Annotated in this window: 15 protein-coding genes and 1 pseudogene; 10 read left to right on the plus strand and 6 right to left on the minus strand. The window is 75.2% G+C overall.

Translation table 11 applies throughout. The annotated features are described in order from the left end of the window. Nucleotides 1–34 precede the first annotated feature (34 nt). On the plus strand, nucleotides 35–1024 hold the full coding sequence (locus ACQP60_RS16925) for a stage II sporulation protein M (protein WP_429734995.1): 990 nt from the start codon (nucleotides 35–37) through the stop codon (nucleotides 1022–1024). Between the two features lie 30 nt (nucleotides 1025–1054). On the opposite strand, the gene ACQP60_RS16930 is transcribed toward ACQP60_RS16925, so the two are convergent. From ACQP60_RS16930 to ACQP60_RS16950, 5 genes are read right to left on the minus strand one after another with little or no spacing between them, the layout of a single operon-like run. Then, nucleotides 1055–2473: a DUF58 domain-containing protein gene (locus ACQP60_RS16930; RefSeq protein WP_429734997.1), complete on the minus strand. Its 1419-nt coding sequence runs from the start codon at nucleotides 2471–2473 to the stop codon at nucleotides 1055–1057. A 57-nt stretch (nucleotides 2474–2530) separates the two neighbouring features. Further along, entirely contained in the window at nucleotides 2531–3658 is a 1128-nt protein-coding gene (locus ACQP60_RS16935) for an AAA family ATPase (RefSeq protein ID WP_429735337.1), read from the minus strand. Next, nucleotides 3652–4932, minus strand: coding sequence for a DUF4350 domain-containing protein (locus ACQP60_RS16940; RefSeq protein WP_429734999.1), 1281 nt, complete (start codon nucleotides 4930–4932; stop codon nucleotides 3652–3654). The genes ACQP60_RS16935 and ACQP60_RS16940 overlap by 7 nt, the downstream gene beginning before the upstream one ends. Then, on the minus strand, nucleotides 4929–5627 hold the full coding sequence (locus ACQP60_RS16945) for a DUF4129 domain-containing protein (RefSeq protein WP_429735001.1): 699 nt from the start codon (nucleotides 5625–5627) through the stop codon (nucleotides 4929–4931). The genes ACQP60_RS16940 and ACQP60_RS16945 overlap by 4 nt, the downstream gene beginning before the upstream one ends. Continuing rightward, the gene (locus ACQP60_RS16950) at nucleotides 5624–6892 is read right to left on the minus strand and encodes a DUF7847 domain-containing protein (protein ID WP_429735002.1); all 1269 of its coding nucleotides are present in this window, start codon (nucleotides 6890–6892) and stop codon (nucleotides 5624–5626) included. Before ACQP60_RS16950 ends, ACQP60_RS16945 begins: the two co-directional genes overlap by 4 nt. A 220-nt stretch (nucleotides 6893–7112) precedes the next feature. On the opposite strand from ACQP60_RS16950, the gene mtrA reads away from it, so the two are divergent. From mtrA to ACQP60_RS16995, 9 genes and pseudogenes are all read left to right on the plus strand, one after another. After that, nucleotides 7113–7793 (plus strand): MtrAB system response regulator MtrA, encoded by a 681-nt coding sequence (gene mtrA / locus ACQP60_RS16955; RefSeq protein WP_429735004.1) that lies wholly within the window; start codon nucleotides 7113–7115, stop codon nucleotides 7791–7793. Beyond that, nucleotides 7780–9564 (plus strand): MtrAB system histidine kinase MtrB, encoded by a 1785-nt coding sequence (gene mtrB / locus ACQP60_RS16960; RefSeq protein ID WP_429735006.1) that lies wholly within the window; start codon nucleotides 7780–7782, stop codon nucleotides 9562–9564. Before mtrA ends, mtrB begins: the two co-directional genes overlap by 14 nt. Then, on the plus strand, nucleotides 9561–11309 hold the full coding sequence (locus ACQP60_RS16965) for an LpqB family beta-propeller domain-containing protein (RefSeq protein ID WP_429735008.1): 1749 nt from the start codon (nucleotides 9561–9563) through the stop codon (nucleotides 11307–11309). Before mtrB ends, ACQP60_RS16965 begins: the two co-directional genes overlap by 4 nt. 117 nt (nucleotides 11310–11426) lie before the next feature. Then, entirely contained in the window at nucleotides 11427–12299 is an 873-nt protein-coding gene (locus tag ACQP60_RS16970) for a ComF family protein (RefSeq protein ID WP_429735010.1), read from the plus strand. 191 nt (nucleotides 12300–12490) lie between these two features. Beyond that, complete coding sequence (gene hpf, locus ACQP60_RS16975; RefSeq protein ID WP_429735012.1) at nucleotides 12491–13153, plus strand: ribosome hibernation-promoting factor, HPF/YfiA family; 663 nt, start codon at nucleotides 12491–12493, stop codon at nucleotides 13151–13153. 266 nt (nucleotides 13154–13419) lie between these two features. Next, nucleotides 13420–14652, plus strand: a complete 1233-nt coding sequence (locus ACQP60_RS16980; protein ID WP_429735014.1) for a winged helix-turn-helix domain-containing protein — start codon at nucleotides 13420–13422, stop codon at nucleotides 14650–14652. 88 nt (nucleotides 14653–14740) lie between these two features. Next, nucleotides 14741–16345 carry a cation:proton antiporter domain-containing protein gene (locus ACQP60_RS16985; protein WP_429735016.1) on the plus strand — a complete coding sequence of 535 codons (1605 nt, stop codon included), beginning with the start codon at nucleotides 14741–14743 and terminating at the stop codon, nucleotides 16343–16345. A gap of 181 nt (nucleotides 16346–16526) precedes the next feature. Further along, a pseudogene (secA, locus tag ACQP60_RS16990) lies at nucleotides 16527–19022 on the plus strand (preprotein translocase subunit SecA); the annotation flags it as partial. Between the two features lie 207 nt (nucleotides 19023–19229). Continuing rightward, a complete protein-coding gene (locus ACQP60_RS16995; RefSeq protein ID WP_429735339.1) occupies nucleotides 19230–19472 on the plus strand; it encodes an SEC-C metal-binding domain-containing protein in 243 nt (80 codons plus the stop codon). A 99-nt stretch (nucleotides 19473–19571) separates the two neighbouring features. Here the strand turns inward: ACQP60_RS16995 and ACQP60_RS17000 are convergent, their stop codons facing one another. Beyond that, nucleotides 19572–20126, minus strand: coding sequence for an Rv3235 family protein (locus ACQP60_RS17000; RefSeq protein ID WP_429735018.1), 555 nt, complete (start codon nucleotides 20124–20126; stop codon nucleotides 19572–19574). Nucleotides 20127–20383: the final 257 nt, after the last annotated feature.

Raw genomic sequence — 20383 nt, forward strand, 5'->3', positions numbered from 1 at the left:
CGTGCGACGTGTCCCGTGTGGAAGGCTAGCGGCCGTGGACCTCGACGCCTTCACCGCCGTGCACAGCCCGCAGTGGGAGCGCCTGCGCGTGCTCACCCGCAAGCGACGGCTGGACGGCGCGGAGGCCGACGAGCTGGTGCGGCTGTACCAGGCCGTCGCCACGCACCTGTCCACGGTCCGGTCCGCCGCGCCCGACCCCGTGCTCGTCACGAAGCTCTCCGACCTGCTGAGCCGGGCCCGCGTGCGCGTGGCGGGCACGCACGAGCCCGCCTGGGCCGACGTCGTCCGGTTCGTCGTCGTGACCGTGCCGGCCGCGCTGTACCGGGTGCGCTGGTGGACGCTCGCCGTCACCGTGGCGTGCCTCGCGCTCGCCGTCGTCGCCGGGTACCGCGTCGCCACAGACCCGGACGCCCTCGCGCTGATGGGCCCGCCCTCGGTGCGGGAGCAGTACGTCGACGACGCGTTCGCGTCGTACTACGACCCGGGGGCCTCCTTCGCCGCCATGGTGTGGACCAACAACACCCTGATCGCCGCGCAGTGCGTAGGCCTCGGCATCACCGGCGTCTGGCCGGCCTACGTGCTGATCCAGAACGCGGTGGGCGTGGGCGCCACCGGCGGCATGATGGCCGCCTACGACGAGCTGGACGTGTTCCTCCAGCTCATCGCGCCGCACGGGCTGCTGGAGCTCACCGCGGTGTTCGTCGCCGGCGCGGCCGGGCTGAAGCTCTTCTGGACGGCGGTGTCGCCCGGCCCGCGGCCGCGCACCGTCGCCCTCGCGCAGGAGGGCCGCGCGCTCGTCACCGTCGCGATCGGGCTCGCGGGGGCGCTCGCGGTGTCCGGGCTGATCGAGGGGTACGTCACGGGCTCCGCGCTGCCGTGGTGGCTCAAGATCGTCATCGGCGCGATCGCGCTCGCCGGCTTCTGGGTCTACGTCGTCGTGCTGGGTCGCCGCGCCACCGCGGCCGGGCTCACCGGTGACCTGGACGCCGACCGCGCCGGCGAGGTCGTGCCGACCGTCGGCTGACCGACACCCGCCTGTTCGGCGCGGGGCCGGTCAGAGCCGCCCGGCGGCCTTGAGCGCCAGGTAGGTGTCCGCGAGGCGCGGCGCGAGGTCGTCCGGGAGCGCCTCGACCACCTCGGCGCCGTGCTGGCGCAGCACGGTGGAGACGGCGGCCCGCTCGAGGTCGGCGCGGGCGGCCGCGGCCGCGTCGTACACGGCGGCCGCCGACGAGCGGTCCGCGCGCAGCCGGGCGGCGTCCGCGTCGGCGACGGCCGCGACGACCACCTGGTGGGTGCCCGACAGCCGATCGATCACCGGCAGCAGGCCGGTCTCGACGGCCGCCGGATCGAGGGACGTCAGCAGCACCACGAGCGAACGCTGCGAGACCCGCTGCCGCACCTGGCCGACGAGGCCGGGCCAGTCGGTCTCCAGCAGCGCGGGCTCGACCGTGGAGAGCGACTCGGCCAGCGCGGGCAGCAGCCGCGGGCCGGACGCGCCCGCGACCCGCGCGCGCAGCGCCCGGTCGTAGGCGAGCACCTGGACCCGGTCGCCGGCGCGGTCGGCGAGCGCCCCGAGCAGCAGGGCGGCCTCGATGCCGGCCTCCAGCCGCGTGCCGCCGAGCGACGACGGCGCGTCGTCGTCCGGACCCCCCGCCCGATCGGCGTCGGCCACGTCCTCGGGCACGGCCGCGGTGCCGATCCGCGCCGCCGAGGTGCGGCCGGTGTCGAGCACGATGACCACGCGCCGGTCGCGCTCGGGCCGCCAGGTCCGCACGACGACGTCGCCGCGGCGGGCGGTGGCGCGCCAGTCGATCGAGCGCACGTCGTCGCCCACCACGTACTCGCGCAGCGAGTCGAACTCGGTGCCCTCGCCGCGCACCTGCACGGCCGCCCGGCCGTCCATCTCCCGCAGGCGCGCGAGCCGGGAGGGCAGGTGCCGCCTGCTGGCGAACTCGGGGAGCACGCGCAGCCGGGCCGGCACGGCGATCGACGCCTGGCGGGCGGCGACGCGCAGCGGCCCGAACGAGCGGATCGTCACCGGCCCGGCGACCCGGTCGCCGCGGCGGGTCGGCCGCAACGGGGTGCGCACCCGGGCGGACTCGCCGGGCGGCAGGTCGACGTCGTGCCGGGCCGAGCCGGCCACCAGCGGCTCGCCGGCGGCGGCGCCGTCCGTGTGCACGCCCGCGTCCGGCACGAGCGACGGCGGCCAGGCGTCGCGGACCACGGCGCGCAGCCGGCGTCGTGCCGTGTTGGTGACCACCAGCTCCGAGCGGGCCGTCGTGCCGAGGCGCACCGACCGCGGCGTCCGGCGCTGGAGCGCGACGGCGCGCGGCGACGCGGCGAGCGCGACGTCGACGGCGCACACGGCCGCCACGACCAGCGCCCACGCCACGACCGTCCCCGGCACCGGGAACAGCGCCACCGGGATCAGCCCGAGCACCGCCAGGACGACGGCACGCCACGTCAGCGCCATCTCACCACCACATCCACCGTCACGACCACGCCTGCCCCCGACACCTCGCCGCCGCGCTCAGCGCGGGACGGGGACGGTCGCGAGTACGGTCGTCAGGACGCTCTCGGCGGTGACGCCCTCGAGCTCCGCCTCGGGCCGCAGCTGGACGCGGTGCCGCAGCGTCGGGTGCGCGAGCGCCTTGACGTCGTCGGGCGTCACGTACGAGCGACCGGACAGCCACGCCCAGGCGCGCGACGTCGCGAGCAGCGCGGTGGCGCCACGCGGCGACACGCCCAGCGACAGCGAGGGGGAGCGGCGGGTGGCGCGGCACAGGTCGACGGCGTAGCCGAGGACCTCGGGTGCGACCTGGACCTGGCGCACCTCGGCGCGCGCGGCGGCGAGCTGCTCGGGGCGGGCGACCGGCCGGACCCCCGCGGCGCCCAGGTCGCGCGGGTCGAACCCGGCGGCGTGCCGGGCCAGCACCTCGATCTCCTGCTCGCGCTCGGGCACGGGCAGCACCACCTTGAGCAGGAAGCGGTCGAGCTGCGCCTCGGGGAGCGGGTACGTGCCCTCCTGCTCCACCGGGTTCTGCGTGGCGATGACGACGAACGGGTCCGGCAGCGGCCGCGGCGTGCCGTCCACGGACACCTGCCGCTCCTCCATCGCCTCCAGCAGGGACGCCTGCGTCTTCGGGGGCGTGCGGTTGATCTCGTCCGCGAGCAGCAGGTTCGTGAAGACGGGGCCCTCGCGGAACGAGAACTCGGCGGTGCGCGCGTCGTACACGAGCGAGCCGGTGACGTCGCCGGGCATGAGGTCCGGCGTGAACTGCACGCGCTTCGTCGACAGGTCGAGCGACGCGCCGAGCGCCCGCACCAGCAGCGTCTTGGCGACGCCGGGCACGCCCTCGAGCAGCACATGGCCGGAGCAGAGCAGCGCGATGAGCAGGCTCGTCACCGCCGAGTCCTGACCCACGACCGCCTTGCCCACCTCGCTGCGCACGCCCGCGAGCGCGGCGCGCAGCTCGCGCGACGGCGTGCTCGCCGTCGCGGCTCCTGGCGCCGGGGGTGTCAGGGGCGCCTGCGGTGCCTGCGGTGCCTGCGTGGGCGCGGCGTCGCCAGGGGCGGTCGACGCAGTGGTCGACGGGGTGGTCTCGACAGGGGCCGCGGGCGGTGTGCCCTGCGGGTTCTCGTCGGGGGTCGTCACGATCGGTGGACCTCGCTCTCCAGGGTGTCGAGCCGACGCGCGAGCTCGGTGAGCGCGTCGTCGTCGTGGGGTGGTGGGCCGTACAACAGGTCGGCCAGGTCGTGCGCGGAGCGGCCGGTGGCACGTGCGACGGCCTCGGTGAGGGCCGTGGCGTCGGCGGACCGGGGCACGCCCAGGCGCCGCGCGACGGACTCGGCGGTGGCGGCGCGCAGGCCCGCGGCGGCGTGGCCGCGGGACCGGGCCCGCCGGTAGAGGCGGCCGCGGCCGCGGGTGGTCTCGGCGGCGCGGACCACGACGGGCAGCGGCTCCGCGACCAGCGGGCCCAGCCGGCGCGCCCGCCACACGGCGGCGACGAGCACGACCAGCAGCGCCCACAGGCCGACGACGCCGGCCCACGGCGGCAGGATGCCGGCGCCCGCGGACGGTGCGCCGCCCTCGCCGGTCGTGCTGGTGTCGAGCGGGTCGGGGACGAGCCACACGAGCGTGTCGCGGGTGCCCAGCAGGCCCAGCGCGAGCGCCGCGTCGCCGTCGTCCAGCACGACGCCGTTGGTGACGAAGGACGGGTCGTCGACGGCGGTCACGGTGCGCCCGCCGTCGGCCCCGGACGACCGCACCTGCGCGAGCGCCGCGGACCCGTCGGCCGGCCAGCACAGCGTCACGTCGGTGGCCCCGGGCTCGGCCGCGAGGCCCGGCGCGAGGCGCATCGTCCCGGCGCGCGTGGCGAGCGGCAGGTCGCACGACGGCTCGACGGCGCCCGCGGGCACGGGGACCCCGGGGACGCGGCCCACGGCGTCGTCGGTGGCCGCGCGCAGCAGCAAGTCGTCGGCGCCGAGGAGCACCAAGTCCGCGTCGACGCCGGCCAGTGCGTCGACCTGCTCGGGCAGCAGCATGCTCGTGGGCGTCACGACGAGGGTCGTGCCCGGTCCGGCCTCCGCGACGGCGTCCGCGACGTGGGTGACGTGCCGCACCTCGACGCCCTGGCGCCCGAGCACCTGCGCGACGGCCCGGGCCCCGTCCGGCTGCGCGTTGTCGGGCGCGTACGGGATGGTGGACGTGACCGGGCGCTGCACGGCCAGCACAGCCACCACGAGCGCGAGGACGCCGAGCACGAACAGCGTCCACCGGGCCCGCCGCCAGCGGTGCACGGTACGGCTGCGGCCGGTGCTGCCGTCGCCCGTCACCACCGGGGACACCACCGCGTCCGGCGAGCCCGCGCCCATGGCGGCGCCCCCGGGTGCGGCCGTCGCCGTCGGCGCCTGTGTCGTCTGCGTCGTCATCCTGCCCCCACCTCGCCGGACGCCGCAGCGGCGAGCGGCGCGGGCCGCAGCGCGCCCACCCGTTCGTCGAGGCCGCGCAGGCGGCGGTCGTCGTCGGGGCCGGCGGGGAGGGTCCCGTAGCAGACGTCGTCGAACAGGCGGGCCGCGTCGTGCAGCTCGGCGGCGACCGTGGGCAGCCGGGTGCCCGCGTCGTGCGCGGCCTCCTGCGCCGTACGGCCCGGGCGCTCGTCCAGTACGACCCGCTCCTCCAGGGAGCGCACGAGGGCGCGGAAGCGGTCGAGCACGGCCGCGGACCAGTCGCCGCGGGCCGCGGCGGCGTCCGCGGACGCCCGCAGCTCGGCGGCGGTGCGCTCGTCGTCGCCGAGCACGACGGCGGAGCGCCGCCGGCGGCGCACCAGGCGGACGGGCCCCGCGACCCACCAGGCGATCACGGCGACGAGCACCACGACGACCACGACGACGAACGCGAGCGGGAAGCGGCCCTCGCCGAGGGTCAGGCCGTCGAACAGGTCGCCGAGCCAGGTCAGCAGGCGTTCCAGCAGCGACGGCGTGGTCGAGTACTCGGGGCGGGACAGCTCCTCCAGGAGCCAGTCGTGCGCCGTCTCCCGGTCGGGGACCACGGGCACGCCGGCGGGCATGTCGACGACCAGGGCCGCCGCCACGACCCCGTGCGCCACCGCCGCCGCGCCGCTCACGCGAGCATGCCGGGCGGCGGACCGGGCCGGGGGCCGGGCGCGTCGCCGGGGCGGCGGCCGTCGGACGCCTGCGCGGCGGCCGCGAGCTGCACGTCCAGCCCCTCGCGGCGCATCCGCACGTCGATGTAGAGCAGCGCGACGACCGCGCCCACGAAGATCACGGTGATCGCCGCGGTGATGACGGAGGACAGGACGCTGACCACGAGCGTCGCCGTGGTGAGCGTCTCGATGCTGCCGCCGGTGCCGCCGATCATGCCCGCGACGACGCTGAGCGGGATCGTGATGATGTAGGCGGCGGCGCTCACGATGACCAGCGCGAGCAGGTAGATGCCGAACAGCCGCCAGAAGGAGCCCCGCGTCAGCCGCCAGGCGCGCGCGAGGGTGCGGCCCAGCCCCTGCCCCTCGAGCGCCAGCGCCGGTGCGACGAGCCCCACCCGCACGCCGAGCCAGACCATGACGACGACGTACCCGAGGCCGAGCACGAGCCCGAGGCCGATCGCCCCGCCCACGGACTGCTCGCTCACCGCGGCGACGAGCAGGACCAGGACGAAGAACCACACGAAGGCGAGCACGGCGCCGGCGAGCGTGCGCAGCAGGGACCAGCCGATCAGCCGGCCGACCCGGCCCTGCAGGCGTTCCCAGACCTCGCCGAGGCTCAGCTTCCGTCCGATGACCGACTGGCTCACCGAGACGGTGAGGATGCCCTCCACCACGGGCTGGGCCAGGAGCATGGTCAGGCTGGTGCCCAGCGACGTCGCCAGGGTCTGCGCCATGAGGTTGTCGAACCCGAGGTCGGCGAGCTCCGGGTCCGTCGCGGTCAGCGACGAGAACGACGACGAGATCGTCGGCACGATGAGCTGCGCGACGAGGACGCCCAGGACGGTCGCCACCAGGATCACGAGGGTCGCGGCCCCGAGCATGACCTTCGGGTTGTGGCGGATCGCGGTGAACGCGCCGTCGTAGATCTCGCCCAGCGACAGCGGGCGCAGCGGCACGACACCGGGCTTCGCCGCCGCCGGCACCGGCGGCTGCTGCGGGCCGTACGGGCTCTGCCCGTACCCCTGGCCGTACTGCTGCCCGTACTGGCCCTGCCCGTACTGCTGGCCGTACTGACCCTGCCCGTACTGCTGGCCGTACTGACCCTGGCCGTACTGCTGCCCGCCGCCGGGCGGCGCGGCGCCCTCGGGCAGGCGCTGGCCGTACCGGGGCGGCTCGGGGGCGTCCCCCCAGCCGGACGGCGGCTGGGGCTGGTCGGGCGTGCTCATCGCGGCCTCCCGGGCGGCAGGGCGGTCGGGTCGTGCCGACGCGTGCGTCGGCGGACGGGACTGTCGGGCTGTGCTGGTGACGTGACGTGTGCTGGTGGAACGCTGGAGGACCGGGTGTGACGCCGGTCGCCCCGACCCTAGTACGGCGCGGCGAGACCCTCACGCGGCTTTCCACCGGGCCGTTCCACGGAGCCTCTGCCGTGACTGGCATCATGGGTGCATGAAGTCCCGTGTCCTGGTGGTCGACGACGACACTGCGCTGTCCGAGATGATCGGTATCGTCCTGAAGTCCGAGGGGTTCGAGCCGACGTTCTGCGCCGACGGCGACGGTGCCCTCGTCGCCTTCCGCGACGAGCAGCCCGACCTCGTCCTGCTCGACCTCATGCTGCCCGGCAAGGACGGCATCGAGGTGGCCCGCGAGATCCGCGCCGAGTCCGGCGTCCCGATCATCATGCTCACCGCCAAGACGGACACGGTCGACGTCGTGCTCGGCCTCGAGTCGGGCGCCGACGACTACGTGACGAAGCCGTTCAAGCCCAAGGAGCTCGTCGCCCGCATCCGCACCCGGCTGCGCCGCAACGACGATCCGGGGCCCGAGCGGCTGCGCATCGGCGACGTCGAGATCGACGTCACCGGCCACAACGTGGTGCGCGACGGCGAGCGCATCAGCCTCACCCCGCTGGAGTTCGACCTGCTCGTGGCGCTGGCCCGCAAGCCCTGGCAGGTGTTCACCCGCGAGGTGCTGCTCGAGAAGGTCTGGGGCTACCGGCACAGCGCCGACACCCGCCTGGTCAACGTGCACGTGCAGCGCCTGCGCTCCAAGGTCGAGCGCGACCCCGAGAACCCGACGGTCGTGCTGACCGTGCGCGGTGTGGGCTACAAGGCCGGTGCTCCGCGCTGAGCCCGCCGCGCGCCGCGTCCGCCGGACGTGGCGGCGGTGGCGCGCCTGGACCGTCTCGCGGACCCGGTACCTCGTCCGGCGGTGGCGGTCGTCCCTGCAGCTGAGGGTCGTGACGTCGGCGCTCGCGCTGGGCGTCGTCGCCGTCGCGCTGCTCGGCCTCTACCTGTCGATCTCGATCCGCGACGGGCTCTACGAGCAGCGCGTCGACCGCATCGAGCGCGAGAACGCCTCCATGACGGAGCAGGTGCGCAGCGCCTTCGACACCTCGCCCGCGACGTCGAACTCCGACCTGCAGCTCCTCCTGGTGCAGATGGTGCGCACCCTCGCGGCGGGCGCGTCGAGCGCGCAGGACTTCCTCTTCCTCAGCACCCCCGACCAGCAGCGCCGGATCGGTGACCCGGGCACCCAGCCGGGGCTCAAGGCCATCATCAGCGAGGACCTGCGCGAGGCCACCCGGGCCTCCGACGGGCAGGTGCTGCAGTCCGTGCAGATCCCTGCCGAGTTCACCGACAGCGAGGCGCCGGAGCCGGGCGTCATCGTCGGGTCGACGGTCGAGGTGCCGTCCATCGGCACGTACGAGCTGTACGCGATCTACTCCCTGCAGGCCGAGCAGGAGACGCTGTCGTTCGTGCAGCGCACCCTCGCGCTCGGCGCACTCGCGATCCTCGCGCTGCTCGGCGCGCTCACGTGGGTCGTGACGCGGCAGACGGTCGCGCCCGTGCGGCGCGCCGCGACGGTCGCCTCGCGGCTCGCCGACGGCCACCTGGACGAGCGGCTCCCGGACGCCAAGGGCCAGGACGAGATGGCCACCCTCACCCGCACGTTCAACGAGATGGCCGGGAACCTCGAGGACCAGATCGCGCGGATGGAGGAGCTGTCGGCCGCCCAGCGCCGCTTCGTCTCCGACGTCTCCCACGAGCTGCGCACGCCGCTCACGACGATCCGGATGGCGGGCGAGGTCATCCACGCCTCCCGCGACGACCTCGACCCCGCCGCCCGGCGTTCCGCCGAGCTGCTGTACACCCAGCTCGACCGCTTCGAGATCCTGCTCACCGACCTGCTGGAGATCAGCCGGTTCGACGCCGGCGCCGCCGTGCTCGACGTCGAGCAGCGCGACCTGCGCGACGTCGTCGCCGCCGTGGCCGACACGTCGATGCCGCTCGCGGAGACCAAGCACGTCTTCCTGTCCGTGACGCTCCCCGACGAGCCGGCGACGGCGGACGTCGACCCGCGTCGCGTCGAGCGCATCGTCCGCAACCTCGTGGTGAACGCCGTCGAGCACGCCGAGGGCAAGCCGGTCGAGGTCACCGTGGGGGTCGACGCCGACGCCGTCGCCGTCGTCGTGCGCGACCACGGCGTGGGGCTCGCGCCCGAGGACCTCGACCGCGTCTTCCACCGCTTCTGGCGCGCGGACCCGGCCCGCGCCCGCACCACGGGCGGCACCGGGCTGGGGCTCGCGATCTCCCTCGAGGACGCCCGCCTGCACGCGGGCCGCCTCGAGGCGTGGGGGCGCCTCGGGGAGGGCGCGAGCTTCCGGCTCACCCTGCCGCGGCGCGCCGGGATCCGCCTGACGGGCTCACCCCTGCCGCTCGAGGGCCCGTCGACCGGCGTCACGGCACCGCCCACCGGGCAGCTCCCGGTCGTGAACCCGCCGACCGGCCCCACGCCCACGGCCATCCCCGAGCTCGGGGTCGTGGACGCCGACGGCGTGGACATCGCCCACGCCCCCGTCCCGCCCGCACGGGACGACGCCCAGGAGGAGGCCCGATGACGACGCCACGCACCCCCCGGCCGGCGCACCGTCGGCGCCGCCGGGCCGCCTCGCTGCCGGCCGCCGTCGTGACCCTCCTGACCGTGCTCGCCGTGACCGTCGCGTGCGCGCGCATCCCCACGAACGGGCCGGTGCGCGACGGCGACACGGAGCTGGAGAACATCAGCGAGATCGGCTACATCGCGTCCGGGCCGGCGGCCGGCGCCACACCGGACCAGGTGGTGCAGGGCTTCCTCAGCGTGGCGCAGCTCGGGCCCACGTCGAGCTCGTCGTTCGCCGTGGCGCAGGAGTACGTCACCGACGAGGCGTGGGAGGGCTGGGACCGGTACGCGCGCGTGCTCGTGCTCGAGGGGGACCCCGAGCTCGACCTCACCGACGTCCCCGCCGACGCCACCGAGGCGACCGTCGACGCGACCGTGCGCGTGGTCGCGACGCTCGACGAGCGCGGGATGTACACCGAGGAGGCCCGGACCAACGAGTTCACGGTGCCGTTCGGCCTGACACGCGAACCCGGCGGCGAGTGGCGGATCTCCCAGCTCGAGGACGGCCTCATGCTCCCGTCCGCGTTCTTCAGCCAGGCGTTCCACCCGACGACCCTCTACTTCCCGACGCCCGACCTCACCTGGTGGGTGCCCGACATGCGGTGGTTCCCGCGCCAGACCTGGCGCACCGACGCCACGAGCGAGATCCTGGCGGGCCCGCCCGAGTGGCTGCAGGACTCGACGACCACCGTCATCCCGGAGGGCACCTCGCTCGCCATCGACGCGGTGACGGTGACCGACGACGGCACCATCGACGTGAGCCTCACCTCCACGATCTCCCAGGCCAGCGCCCAGCAGCGGGCGCTCGCGGCGGCGCAGCTCCAGGCGTCGCTCGCCGAGGGGGAGGGGCGCACCGTCGTCCTCTCCGACCAGAACACGCCGCTCACGACCGCCGGCGCCGACGAGATCTCGGCGCCTCGGACGAAGGGCGAGGCGCTCGCGCTCGCCGACGGCAAGCTGGTGCGCGTCGTCGGGCGCGAGCTGCGCGAGCTGGAGGAGCCCGTCTCTCTCGACGGGCTCGACGCCACGGCCCTCGCCGCCGGCCCCGGCGACGAGCCGGTCGTGGTGCGCGACGGCGCGGAGCGCATCGTCCGCGTCAGCGGCGACGGCGCCCCCGACGTGCTGCTGTCGGGCTCGAAGCTGGTGCCGCCGTCCGTCGACCGGTTCGGCGCCGTGTGGAGCGCGCAAGGGTCGCAGCTCCTCGTGGCGATGCCGTCCGGCGCGGTGCGGAAGCTGGACGTCGACTGGCTGTCGTCGCGGACCGTGCGCTCGGTGCGCGTGTCGCCGGAGGGCGCCCGCGTGGTGATCGTCAGCGCCGGTCCCAGCGGCCGCCTGGTGCACGTGGCGGGCGTGGTCCGCGACGCCGAGAACGTCCCGACCGGCCTCTCGGCGCCCGTCCAGGTCGGCGCCTCGGTGTCCCAGGTGACGCAGGCGGTGTGGCAGGACGAGGCGGCCCTCGCCCTGATCGGCCAGGAGTCCGACGGCGACGGGGCCGTCTTCCTCGCCGGCGTCGGCGGGCTCGCCGGCCAGGGCGGTCTGTCGCGCGCGCAGCCCGGAGTCCCGGACCCGCGCTCCGTGACGGCGTCCGTCGGCACCGGGGCCATGCTCGCCGTCGACGGCGACGGCACCCTGTACTCGCGGCAGAGCTCCGCGCTGTGGTCGATGGTGTCCGACGGGGTCCAGCTCGTCGCCTACCCCGGCTGACGGCCGCGACGACACCGCCGCGCGACCGCAGGCCCCGAGGCTGCCCCCAGGCCGCCGTCGTCCCCAGGTCGTGGAGCGGTCTCCCGCGCGCAGCGGCGGGAGCGGCACGCTGCACGGGTGCCCCAGATCTCGACCGCCCCGCCCCGCATCCCGTCGCCGGTCGCCCGGCCCGACCGCGCCCGGCCCGACCCCGCGCCGCCGCCCGTGCGGTGGCTCCGCGAGCTCGGCCGGCTCGTCGTACCCGTGTCGTGCCCCGGCTGCGGTGCCCTGGACGTGCTCTGGTGCCCCGCCTGCGGCGCCCTGCTCGGCGGGCCCCCCGCCCGGGTCGAGGCCGCGGCGCCGCGCCTGGACCGGCTCGACGGCGTCCCCGTGCTGCCGGTCTGGGCGCTCGCGGCCTACACCGGGCCGATGCGGGAGATCGTCGTGGCGTGGAAGGACCGCGGGCGCACCGACCTCGACCGCCTCGTCGGCCCGCCCCTGCGGTCCGCGGCGCGCGCGGTCGCCGTACGCGCCGCGCCCGCCCTCGACGGGCGCCCCCTGCTCGTCGTCGGCGCACCCTCCACGACGGCGTCCCGCCGCGCCCGAGGACGCGACCACGTGCGCGTCCTCGCCCGCGCCACCGCGGCCGGCCTGCACGACGCCGGCCTCACCGCGACGGTCGTCCCGGCCCTGGTGCGGCGCGGGCGCGGGCGCGACCAGGTGGGGCTCGGCGCGCGCGCCCGGGCACGCAACCTCACCGGCTCCGTCGCCACGCGCGGTCGGCCGCTCGCCCGCGCCGGCGGGGCCCGCCCCGCCGTCCTCCTCGTCGACGACGTGGTCACCACGGGATCCACGCTGGCGGCCGCCGAACGCGCGCTCGAGGACGCCGGCGCGGACGTCCTCGGAGCTCTCGTGCTGGCCGCGACCCCGCCTCCCGGGGCCGTCACGAAAGAGGTGAGGAACCTCCTCGCCCCACCGGTATCCCTGGCGCACGAGAGGGGGTTAGCCTGAGGGTCCCACGCGGGCGAAGCGCCCCGAGACCACGGTCCGGGACGTTGGCCCGTGCGACCCACGAGCGGTCCGGACACGCGTCCGGCGACCCGGGAGGTGGTGCCGAGCACGGTGCCCCCCAGGGGGTGCCCAGACGGACAACTCGGGCCGCTCGAGCAGTGGGCGGCCTCACGACGAAGTGGAGCAACACGATGGAGATCGTCGTCGTCGGCAGGCACACGGAGGTGGCGGACAGGTTCCGCCGGCACGTGGAGGACAAGTTGAGCAAGGTCACCCAGCTCGCACCGGCCGCTCGCCGGGTGGACGTGGAGGTGACGCGCGAGAACAACCCGCGGCTCTCCGAGGTCCGGGAGCGGGTCGAGCTCACCGTGCACGACAAGGGGCCCGTGATCCGCGCGGAGGCCGCGGCGGACGACCGGTTCGGAGCCCTCGACATCGCGTTGGACAAGCTCACCGAGCGGCTGCGCCGGTCGCGCGACCGCCGCAAGGACCACCGCCGCCGCGCGAACGGCGTCCTCCCGTCCGTGGACGTCCGCCCCTACGACGAGGTCGCCGCCGCCGAGGCGACCGCCGAGACCTCCGCGCCCGTCGCGCTCGCCGAGCCCGGCGACGCCGTCGAGGAGCAGCTCGGCGACTCCCCGGTGGTGATCCGGCGCAAGCTGCACCACGCCGAGCCGATGACGGTCGACGACGCCGTCTACCAGATGGAGATGGTGGGTCACGACTTCTTCCTCTTCATCTCCAAGGAGACGGCCCGACCGTCCGCCGTGTACCGGCGTCGGGGGTGGACGTACGGCGTCATCGAGCTGGACTCGACCGTCGGCGGAGTGGAGCCGGTGACCGAGCTGACGTGATCTGGATGTTCTGACCGCAATCGCGGTTGCGGTCGGGGCGGGTAGGGGCTTCTTCGCTGGGACGCGTTCACGGGCGCCAGGGCGCCCTCCACTTCGGGAGTGATACGTCCCCGCGAAGAAGCCCCTACCCGCCCCTTCTTGCTCGCTTGCCGTCGTCGCGGGTCGAGCCCGTCGACACCCTTCTCGCTGGTGTGAGCCTGTCGAAGCCCGGCACGACGCGCACGGCTGACGGACGCGGTGTCGGTGGGGGTCGGCAGGATGGTCGGGTGGACTCCCTCTCGCTCGCGCAGGCTCGTCGCGTCGCCCTCGGTGCCCAGGGGCTGCACCGTGCCCGGCCGGGTGTCGGCGGCGGGGTGACGATGCGCCGGGCGATGGCGACCGTGGAGCAGCTGAACCTGCTGCAGATCGACTCCGTGAACGTGCTGGCGCGGGCGCACCTGATGCCGCTGTACTCGCGGCTCGGGCCGTACGACGTGGGGCTGCTGGACCGGGCGGCCGGGCGGGCGCCGCGGCGGATCGTGGAGACGTGGGCGCACGTGGCCTCCTTCGTGCCGGCCTCGACGTACCCGCTGCTGGAGTGGCGGCGGCGCAACTACCTCGGCGAGGCCTGGGGCACCATCGCGGGGGCGCCGCTCGCGCACGCGGCCGAGCTGGACCACGTGCGGCGGCTGGTCGCCGAGCGGGGGCCCGTGACGGCGCGCGAGATCCACGACGAGCTGGTCGCCACCGGGCGGTCCGGGCCGCGCTCGCGGGAGGAGTGGGGCTGGAACTGGACGACGGCCAAGCGCTGCCTGGAGTTCCTGTTCTTCACCGGCGAGGTGATGGCCGCGCGCCGCAACACGGCGTTCGAGCGCTGCTACGACCTGCCCGAGCGCGTGCTGCCGCCGGCGGTCCGGGCGGCGGCACCGGTGCCCGACGACGAGGCCGTAAGGCGCCTGCTCGAGCTCGGCGCCCGGGCCCACGGCGTGGGCACCACCCGCTGCTTCGCCGACTACTTCCGCCTGCGCGGCCCGGCCGTGCGCAAGGCGCGGGACGAGCTGGTCGAGGACGGCGTCCTCGTGCCCGCCGAGGTGCGTGGCTGGGACGAGCCCACCTACCGGCACCGGGACGCGCGGCTGCCCCGCCGGGCGCAGGCCCGCACGCTGCTCAGCCCGTTCGACCCCCTCGTGTGGGAGCGGCGGCGCCTCGAGGCGCTGTTCGACGTGTTCTACCGGATCGAGATCTACGTGCCCGCCCCCCAGCGGGTGCTCGGGTACTACGTGCTGCCCTTCCTCGAGGGCGACGCGATCACGGCGTTCGTCGACCTCAAGGCCGACCGGCAGGCGGGCGTCCTGCGCGTCCAGTCGGTGCACCCCACCGCCCAAGCCGGCCCCGACACCGCGGCCGCGCTCGGCGCCGAGCTGGCCGTGCTCGCGGGCTGGCTCGGGCTCGGCACGACGACGGTCGCGCCGGTCGGGGAGCTCGCGCCCGCGCTGGCTGGTGCCGTGCGCGCCGCGTAGGGCGCCGCGCTCCGAGCGCTCGTAGGATCGGCGCCACGACGACGGGCGCGCCGGCGTCGGTCGGGACCGCAGAAGGTCAGGAGCGCTGATGGCCACGGCCGTGCTGTACCTCGCCGCGGCGCTGGTCGGCGGGCTCGCGGCGACGCTGCTGCGGCTGCCGCCGTTGGTCGGCTTCCTCGCCGCCGGGTTCGCGCTCGGGGCGGCCGGGGCCCCGGACCTGCCCGGGCTGGAGACCGTCGCCGAGCTGGGCGTGGCGCTCCTGCTGTTCGCGATCGGCCTGAAGCTCGACGTCCGCTCGTTGCTGCGCCCGGAGATCTGGCTCACGACCGTGGCGCACCTCGTGCTGAGCGTCGCCGTGGCCGTCGGGTTCCTCGGCCTGCTCGCCGTCGTCGGGATCCGGCTGCTCGCCGACGAGTCGCTCGGCTCCCTGGCGCTCGTCGGGCTGGCGCTGTCGTTCTCCTCGACCGTCTTCGTGGTCAAGGTGCTCGAGGACCGCTCGGACACGACGGCGCTGTACGGGCGCATCGCCGTCGGCGTCCTGGTCGTCCAGGACGTCGTGGCCGTGGCGTTCCTCGCCGTCTCGACGGGGGAGCCGCCCAGCCCGTGGGCGCTCGCCGTCGTCCTCCTGGTGCCGGGCGCGTGGGTGCTGCGGCGCGTGTGGGACCGGGCCGGGCACGGCGAGCTGCAGGCCCTGTTCGGCGCGTTCGTGGCCCTCGTCCCGGGCTTCTGGCTGTTCGAGACCGTCGGGCTGTCGGGCGACCTGGGCGCGCTCGTGATGGGGGCGCTGCTCGCGGGGCACCCGCGGGCCACCGAGCTCTCCCGCTCCCTGCTCACCGTCAAGGACCTCGCGCTCGTCGCGTTCTTCCTGCAGATCGGGCTGCACGGGATGCCGGCGCCGGTCGACCTGGCGCTCGCCGGCCTGCTGCTCCTGCTGCTGCCTCTCCAGGCGGCGGGCTACGCCCTGCTGCTGTGGCTCATGCGGCTCCGTCGTCGCACGTCGTTCCTCGCGGGTCTCGCGCTCGGCAACTACTCGGAGTTCGGCATCATCGTCGTCGCCTTCGGGGCGACGGCGGGCCTGCTCGACGAGGAGTGGACGGTGATCGTGTCCCTGGCGGTCGCGGGAAGCTTCGTGGTCTCCGCGATCGTCAACCGGCGGGGGGTGGAGCTCGCGGCCCGCCTCACCGTGCTGCTGCCGCGCCGGGACGTCGACAAGCTGCACCCCGACGACCGGCCCGTCGACATCGGCCGTGCCGACGCCGTCGTCCTCGGCCTGGGGCGGGTGGGCTCCGCGACGTACCGGCGGCTGCGCGACGTGCACGGCCTGAGCGTCATGGGGGTCGAGCACGACCGCACGCGCGTCGACGCGCTGCGGGCCGAGGGGATCGCCGTCGTCCCGGCGGACGCCACCGACTCGGAGTTCTGGGCCCGGGTCAAGCGGGCCGGGCAGGTGCGCCTCGCCGTCCTCGCCATGCCGTTCCACAAGGCGAACCTCATCGCGCTGGCCCGGCTGCGCGCCGCGGGCTTCGCCGGTCGGGTGGCGGCCATCGCCCGCTACGACGAGGACGCCGCCGAGCTGCGCCGCCACGGCGCGGACGCCGTCTACCACCTGTACGGGGCGGCGGGCGCCGAGCTCGCCGACCGCGCCGCCGCCGACCTCGCGCCCGGCCCGGGCCGCGACCGCGAGCCGCTGTGAGCGGCGCCGGGCTGTTCGTCTGTCGCGAACCCGTGCCGGACTCCCAGGCTCTCGGCCTAGGATGACCGGGGTGTGACCCAGGCGACGGCGCGGACGTGCGATCCCGACCGCCCGTCGTCGCCCGTCGTCGCGCCGCACGGTCCCGGACATCCCCGGGGCGCCACCGACCCTGGAGTACTGCGTGCCTGCGATCCTCGAGAAGGTCCTCCGTCTTGGCGAGGGCCGGATTCTCAAGAAGCTCAACAGCCTCGCCGAGCAGGTCAACCGGCTCGAGCCCAGCTTCGAGGAGCTGAGCGACGCCGAGCTGCACGAGGAGACCGCCCGGTTCAAGGAGCGGCTCGAGCACGGCACCTCGCTCGACGAGCTGCTCCCCGAGGCGTTCGCCGCGGTCCGCGAGGCCGCGCGCCGCACCCTCGGCCAGCGGCACTTCGACGTGCAGCTCATGGGCGGCGCGGCCCTGCACCTCGGCAACATCGCCGAGATGAAGACCGGTGAGGGCAAGACGCTCGTCGCCACGACCGCCGCCTACCTCAACGCCCTCGAGGGCAAGGGCGTGCACGTCGTCACCACCAACGACTTCCTCGCGAAGTACCAGGGCGACCTCATGGGCCGCGTCTACCGGTTCCTCGGCATGACCACGGGCGTCATCCTGTCGGGCCAGACGCCGGAGGAGCGCCGCAAGCAGTACGCCGCCGACATCACGTACGGCACGAACAACGAGTTCGGGTTCGACTACCTGCGCGACAACATGGCGTGGTCGCCCGACGACCTGGTGCAGCGCGGCCACCACTTCGCCATCGTCGACGAGGTGGACTCGATCCTCATCGACGAGGCCCGCACCCCGCTCATCATCTCCGGCCCCGCCTCCGGCGACGCGAACCGCTGGTACACCGAGTTCGCCAAGGTCGTCCGCCGCCTCACCGTGGACACGGACTACGAGGTCGACGAGAAGAAGAAGACCGTCGGCGTGCTCGAGCCCGGCATCGAGAAGATCGAGGACTACCTCGGCATCGACAACCTGTACGAGTCGCTGAACACGCCGCTGATCGGCTTCCTCAACAACGCCATCAAGGCGAAGGAGCTGTTCAAGCGCGACAAGGACTACGTCGTCCTCAACGGCGAGGTCATGATCGTCGACGAGCACACCGGCCGCATCCTCGCCGGCCGCCGCTACAACGAGGGCATGCACCAGGCCATCGAGGCCAAGGAGGGCGTGCAGATCAAGGCGGAGAACCAGACGCTCGCCACGATCACGCTGCAGAACTACTTCCGCCTCTACGACAAGCTCGCCGGCATGACCGGTACGGCCGAGACCGAGGCCGCCGAGTTCCAGGGCACCTACAAGCTGGGCGTCGTGCCGATCCCCACCAACCGGCCCATGATCCGCATGGACCAGGCCGACCTCGTGTACAAGAACGAGGAGGGGAAGTTCAACGCCGTCGTCGAAGACATCGTCGAGCGGCACGCGAAGGGCCAGCCGGTGCTGGTCGGCACCACGAGCGTCGAGAAGTCCGAGCTGCTGTCGGGCCTGCTCAAGCGGGCGGGCGTGCCGCACAGCGTGCTGAACGCCAAGGAGCACGAGCGCGAGGCGTCCGTCGTCGCGCAGGCCGGCCGCAAGGGCGCCGTCACCGTCGCCACCAACATGGCCGGCCGCGGTACCGACATCATGCTCGGCGGCAACGCCGAGTTCCTCGCCGTCGCCGAGATGACCGAGCGCGGCCTGGACGCCGCGGAGGACCCGGAGGCCTACGAGGCGGCCTGGCCGGACGTGCTCGAGAAGGCCAAGCAGGCGGTGGCGTCGGAGCACGAGGAGGTCACCGAGCTCGGCGGCCTGTACGTGCTCGGCACCGAGCGGCACGAGTCGCGCCGGATCGACAACCAGCTGCGCGGCCGCTCCGGCCGTCAGGGCGACCCGGGCGAGTCGCGGTTCTACCTGTCCATGCAGGACGACCTCATGCGCCTGTTCAACTCGGGCCTCGCGTCCTCGATGATGGACCGCGCCGGCTTCCCGGACGACATGCCGCTCGAGTCGAAGATGGTGACGCGCGGCATCCAGAGCGCGCAGTCGCAGGTCGAGGCCCGCAACTTCGAGATCCGCAAGAACGTCCTCAAGTACGACGACGTCCTGTCGCGGCAGCGCTCCGTCATCTACGCCGAGCGCAAGCGCGTGCTCGAGGGCGAGGACCTGCAGGAGCAGGTGCAGCACTTCCTCACCGACGTGATCACGGCGTACGTGGAGGGCGCGACCGCGGACGGCAACCCCGAGGCGTGGGACCTGGACGCGCTGTGGACGGCGCTCAAGTCCGTGTACCCGGTGTCGATCACGCCGGAGGACGTCGTCGAGGAGGCGGGCGGCGTCGGCCGGCTGAGCCACGAGATGATCCTCGAGGAGCTGCTCTCGGACGCCCGCGTGGCGTACGAGGCGCGTGAGGAGTCCCTCGGCGAGGCGGCGATGCGGCAGCTCGAGCGCCGCGTCGTCCTGTCGGTGCTCGACCGCAAGTGGCGCGAGCACCTCTACGAGATGGACTACCTCAAGGAGGGCATCGGCCTGCGCGCGATGGCGCAGCGCGACCCCCTCATCGAGTACCAGCGCGAGGGCTTCCAGCTCTTCCAGGCGATGACGGAGTCCATCAAGGAGGAGTCCGTCGGGTTCCTCTTCAACCTCGACGTGCAGGTGCAGCAGCCCGGGGCCCAGGGCGCCCCCGGCGCCCCGGTGATCTCCGCGGCCAGCGCCGCCGCGGCTGCCCAGTCCGACGCGGGCCAGGTCGTGGCCGGCGCGACGACGCCGGCCGCCGAGGCCGCGCCGGTCGCGGAGCCCGAGGCACCGGCCGCTCCGGCAGAGGCCGAGCCGGCGCCGGCGGAGCCCGCCGGTGCGGAGGAGCCCGTGCTCCTGGCCAAGGGGCTCGACGCCCCGGCGCCGCAGCGGCTGTCCTACTCGTCGCCGAGCGAGGACGGCTCGACCACGACGACGGGCGCCCCCACGCGCCGCTCGCGCCGCGAGCTGCACGGCGAGGCCACCGCGGCGACCAGCGACGGCCGGACCTTCCCCGGCACGCCGCGCAACGCCCAGTGCCCCTGCGGGTCCGGCAAGAAGTACAAGGTCTGCCACGGCATCAACGAGGAGTGACCGGCGTCCCCTCGCGCGACGCCCTGAGCGTCGTCCCCACGCCGGAGCCCCGGCCCGCCGCGCGCGGGCCGGGGCTCCGGCGTTCTCCCGTCCGGCCGGTCAGCCCACCTCGAGGACGGCGACCCGCCACGCGCCGCGGCGTGCCTCCAGCCGGACGGCGGCGGCGCGCACCCGGCCGTCGTCGTCCAGGACGACGGTCGCCTCGGCCACGTCGTCACCGAGGCGCACGAGCCGGACCCGCCGCACCTGCACGGGCCGGTGCGGCTCCTCGTTCCGCAGGAGGTCGTGGGCGAGGCCGATCCGTGCGCGCTCGGCGAGCTGGTCGCGCACCTGGGGCGTCACCCAGCGGGCGAGCTGCGCCGCCGGCCGCTCCCCGCGCAGCACCTCGACCGCGGCGCGCACGACCGTGCAGCACTGCGCGGTCGGGTCGGGCAGCGGCGCGGGGGCGGTCTCGCGCAGCGGCCGTGCCGGGAGGTCCTCCTCCTCGGCCCGGGCACGACGGACGCCCTCGGCGCCGACCCGCACGTGCCGCGGGCGTGACGCCGGGCGGGTGCTCGCCTCGGGATAGCCCGCCGGGCCGGTCGGACGCGGCGGGGCCGACACGCGCAGGGCGCGCCGCGCGGGCGAGCGGTCGGCGGACGGCGCGTCGGCCATGCCCTCCGGGCGACGGGCCGCGCCGCCACCAGCGCTGCCACCAGCACCGTCACCAGCACCGCAGCCAGCGCCGTCAGGCGTGCCGTCGGCCGTACCGGCGTCCGGCCCGGTGCTCGACGTCGCGGGCGTGCCGCCGTGAGCCGGTCGCGCCGCGGGAGCGGCAGGACCGGTGCCCGGAGGCGGGGGAACGCTCGGTGCAGGGGCGGTCGGCGCGGTCGGCGTCGCGGTCATGGTGCCCTCCGATAGGTGCGTGAGTC

The sequence above is a fragment of the Isoptericola variabilis genome, assembly GCF_050311655.1.
Classification (GTDB): Bacteria; Actinomycetota; Actinomycetes; order Actinomycetales; family Cellulomonadaceae; genus Isoptericola; species Isoptericola variabilis.

Excerpts from the sequence above, each read along its gene's own strand:
- ACQP60_RS16930 (WP_429734997.1), bottom strand. The coding sequence starts at position 2,473 with ATGGCGCTGACGTGGCGTGCCGTCGTCCTGGCGGTGCTCGGGCTGATC.
- ACQP60_RS16940 (WP_429734999.1), bottom strand. The coding sequence starts at position 4,932 with ATGACGACGCAGACGACACAGGCGCCGACGGCGACGGCCGCACCCGGG.
- ACQP60_RS16950 (WP_429735002.1), bottom strand. The coding sequence starts at position 6,892 with ATGAGCACGCCCGACCAGCCCCAGCCGCCGTCCGGCTGGGGGGACGCC.
- mtrA (WP_429735004.1), top strand. The coding sequence starts at position 7,113 with ATGAAGTCCCGTGTCCTGGTGGTCGACGACGACACTGCGCTGTCCGAG.
- ACQP60_RS16965 (WP_429735008.1), top strand. The coding sequence starts at position 9,561 with ATGACGACGCCACGCACCCCCCGGCCGGCGCACCGTCGGCGCCGCCGG.
- hpf (WP_429735012.1), top strand. The coding sequence starts at position 12,491 with ATGGAGATCGTCGTCGTCGGCAGGCACACGGAGGTGGCGGACAGGTTC.
- ACQP60_RS16985 (WP_429735016.1), top strand. The coding sequence starts at position 14,741 with ATGGCCACGGCCGTGCTGTACCTCGCCGCGGCGCTGGTCGGCGGGCTC.
- ACQP60_RS17000 (WP_429735018.1), bottom strand. The coding sequence starts at position 20,126 with ATGGCCGACGCGCCGTCCGCCGACCGCTCGCCCGCGCGGCGCGCCCTG.